The organism is Rhodopirellula maiorica SM1 (assembly GCF_000346295.1).
GTDB lineage: Bacteria > Planctomycetota > Planctomycetia > Pirellulales > Pirellulaceae > Novipirellula > Novipirellula maiorica.
Map to the genome: position 1 here is coordinate 1 of NZ_ANOG01000884.1, position 3327 is coordinate 3327.

At 57.6% G+C, this 3327-nt stretch carries 2 protein-coding genes; both read left to right on the top strand.

The window, feature by feature from the left end; translation table 11 throughout:
• Positions 1–234: 234 nt before the first annotated feature.
• Entirely contained in the window at positions 235–3018 is a 2784-nt protein-coding gene (locus RMSM_RS28180) for a DUF1553 domain-containing protein (protein WP_201767088.1), read from the top strand.
• Between the two features lie 18 nt (positions 3019–3036).
• On the top strand, positions 3037–3327 hold a 291-nt coding region (locus RMSM_RS28185; protein ID WP_008705159.1), incomplete at its 3' end, for a DUF1501 domain-containing protein.

Here is a 3327-nt window from a genome sequence, read left to right on the forward strand (position 1 = left end):
AAAAGGAGCCTTCAGCGAGCTTTCGAAACTCACAGAGAGTTTCTGCGACCTTCGCTACAGTTAATTAGCGTTTTCCTTATAGGGATAAATGCTTCACAGCGTTGGCCAAAACCGCTAACACAATCAGCAGCACGCCGACGCATTTGAGGGTAAGATAGTAGCCTCGCCCTGTCCGAATCCCACCCTCCCCGACGATGCACCCTGTGTCGCTTGCCAATGGTGCTGAGAAATCCCATGAAAAGAGCTCTCGCCCTCGTCGTGCTCGCCATCATTCTGGCAAGCCATGCTAGTGCCGAAGTCGTCGATTTCGTTCGCGATGTTCGCCCCATTTTCGAAAAACATTGCTATTCCTGTCACGGCGAAGCGAAGCAAAAGAGCGGCCTGCGGCTGGATATCAAATCCGAAGCCTTTAAAGGCGGCGATGGCTATGGCGAGCTGGTGGTTCCCGGCAGCGTCGACGACAGCCCGCTGATTGAACTGGTCACCAGCGATGATGAGTATTCGCGGATGCCACCCGGTGACCATCCGCTCTCGGACACCGAGATCACCACGTTGACTCGCTGGGTCGAACAAGACGCGGTCTGGCCCGACGGCGTCGACCTTGCCGTCTTGGAAGATCGACTCGACCACTGGTCATTCAAACCGCTCGCGGACGTGGAGGTTCCCGACGTTGCAAACCAAGCGTGGCCTCGCAACGATGTCGACCGCTTTGTGCTGGCCCGACTCGAGCAAGCGGGGCTGCGTCCTGCACCGCCCGCCGATCCGCGAATCTGGCTGCGACGAGTGACCTTGGATTTGACCGGGCTGCCGCCGACCCCCGATGAAATGACTGCGTTTTTGAATGACGTGGGCGACGATGACTCTGCCTACGAAGCGGCTGTGGACCGCTTGCTGCAATCGCCTCGCTACGGCGAACGTTGGGCCCAGCATTGGTTGGACGTCGTGCGGTATGCCGATACTCATGGTTTCGAAGTCAACACCGAACGGCCCAATGCATGGCCCTATCGTGACTACGTCATCGATGCCTTCAACAACGACACGCCCTACGACCAATTCATCCGCGAACAAATTGTCGGCGATGCATTGGATCAAAACGCGGCGACCGGATTTCTGATCACGGCCTCGGTGTTACTGCCCGGCCAGATCGGAAAGGACGAGCCGTCCAAACGACTGGCCCGTCAGGACTCGATTGATGAGATCGTCGTCAACATCAGCCAAACGTTTCTTGGATTGAGCGTCGGCTGTGCACGCTGTCACGATCACAAATTTGATCCCATCTCGCAACACGACTATTACGCGATGCAGGCATTTGTCGCCGGAGTCGAATATGCCGATCGTGAACTTGATCCCGCCGATGCCAAGCGGCGACGCAGCGAGTCGGCAAAGTTGAAATCGGAACTGGCGAAACTCGATAACCAACTGGCCCGCTTCACGCCGCTGGCCGCTTCCGGAGCCACGCGTCCTGCGATCAATTCGCGATTGAATACCGACCGTTTCACTCCGGTTCAAACCAAGCGAGTGCGGTTCACGATCCACGCTACCAACAAATTGGAACCGTGTATCGACGAGCTAGAGATTTTTGACGGTGAAGGCAACAATCTTGCGTTGGCCAGTCGCGGTGCGACCGTCACATCGTCGGGCAGCAAAACTCAAAAGAATCGGCACGAGCTGCGGTTTCTCAATGACGGACGCTATGGCAATTCGCGAAGCTGGATGTCCAACCAGACCGGCAAAGGCTGGGTCGAAGTCGAGCTTGCGAAAACCGCGGAAATCCAGCGTATCGCCTGGGGCCGCGACCGCGAAGGTAAATTCGCCGACCGGTTGGCGACCGAGTACACGATCGAGGTCGCCGACGAGCGAGGAGAATGGACGCGGGTTGCCGATGCATCAGACCGAGCCCCATTGGATTCGGGTAAATCCAAGCCACTTGCGTTTTCGACCGACGGACTTTCCGCCGACGAAGCCGCGGAAGCGACGAAGCTAAACGATCGCAGGAGCGAGCTTGAAAAGCGGATCGCGAGGTTGTCTGATATTCCACGGGCGTTTGCCGGAAAATTTCGCACGCCCGATGCCATTCATCTGCTTCGCCGGGGCGACCCCGAGCAACCCGAGGACCTGGTCGCGCCCACGGTGCTGGCGTCATTCGGATCAGTCTCGCTGCCCGCGGACGCACCCGAACAACAGCGGCGAGCCGTACTGGCCGACTGGATCACCGATCCTGCCAATCCGTTGACCGCTCGCGTGATGGTGAACCGGATTTGGCAAGGCCATTTTGGGATGGGGATCGTCGAAACCGCCAGCGACTTTGGCCGCATGGGAACCAAGCCGACGCATCCCGAGTTGTTGGACTGGATGGCACGCCAATTCATCGATTCGGGTTGGTCGGTCAAGCAGTTGCATCGTGAAATTATTTTGTCGGCCACCTATCGGCAATCGAATCGGTTCGACGAGGACGGCTTTGCCAGTGACGCCGATGGACGTTTGCTGTGGCGTTTCCCCACGCGTCGCTTGGATGCCGAAGCGATCCGCGACGCGATGCTGATGACCAGCGGACGACTGGACTACAAAATGGGCGGACGCGGATTCAATCTGTTCAACCAACGTGGCGGCTTGTCGGGGTTCACTCCAGTCGAGTCGTTTAGCGGCGACGGACTGCGGCGGATGATTTACGCTCACAAAGTCCGCCGCGAACGTGATGCCGTATTCGGCGCATTTGATTGTCCCGACGGTGGACAGAGTACCGCGCGGCGAATCGAGTCGACCACGCCGATCCAAGCACTGAATTTGTTTAACAGCCGTTTTACACTCGAACAATCCGAAGCGTTCGCGACACGTGTGAAATCTGAATCGAATGCGGACGAACTCGAGTCTCAGATTCGCCGTGTGTACCAGATTGCATTGAACCGAGAACCCGCCGCGGAAGAGGTCTCCGATGCGATGCCCGTTGTCCGCGATTATGGATTGCAGTCGCTTTGCCGAGCGTTATTTAACAGTAACGAATTTTTGTTCTTGCCTTAATTCGAAGAAGCTTCGCTGATGAACGATCATGATCCAACGCTCTCACGCAGCGAATTCTCGCCGCTGAATCGACGTGGTTTTCTTAGCAGTACCGCATCGGCACTCGGTTCGGTGACGCTGCTGGATTTGCTCAGTGGCGGCACACTCGCGGCCGCGTCGCCGGAGATCGATCCGGCACGACCGTTTGCACCGCGGGCACCCCATTACCCCGCCAAAGCGAAGCGGGTGCTGGTGATTTTTTGTGCTGGAGCGGTCAGCCAACTCGAGACGTGGGACTACAAACCCGAGCTGATCAAGCAGGACGGCAAG

Coding starts and splice junctions, on each gene's coding strand:
- RMSM_RS28180 (WP_201767088.1), top strand. CDS start 235: ATGAAAAGAGCTCTCGCCCTCGTCGTGCTCGCCATCATTCTGGCAAGC.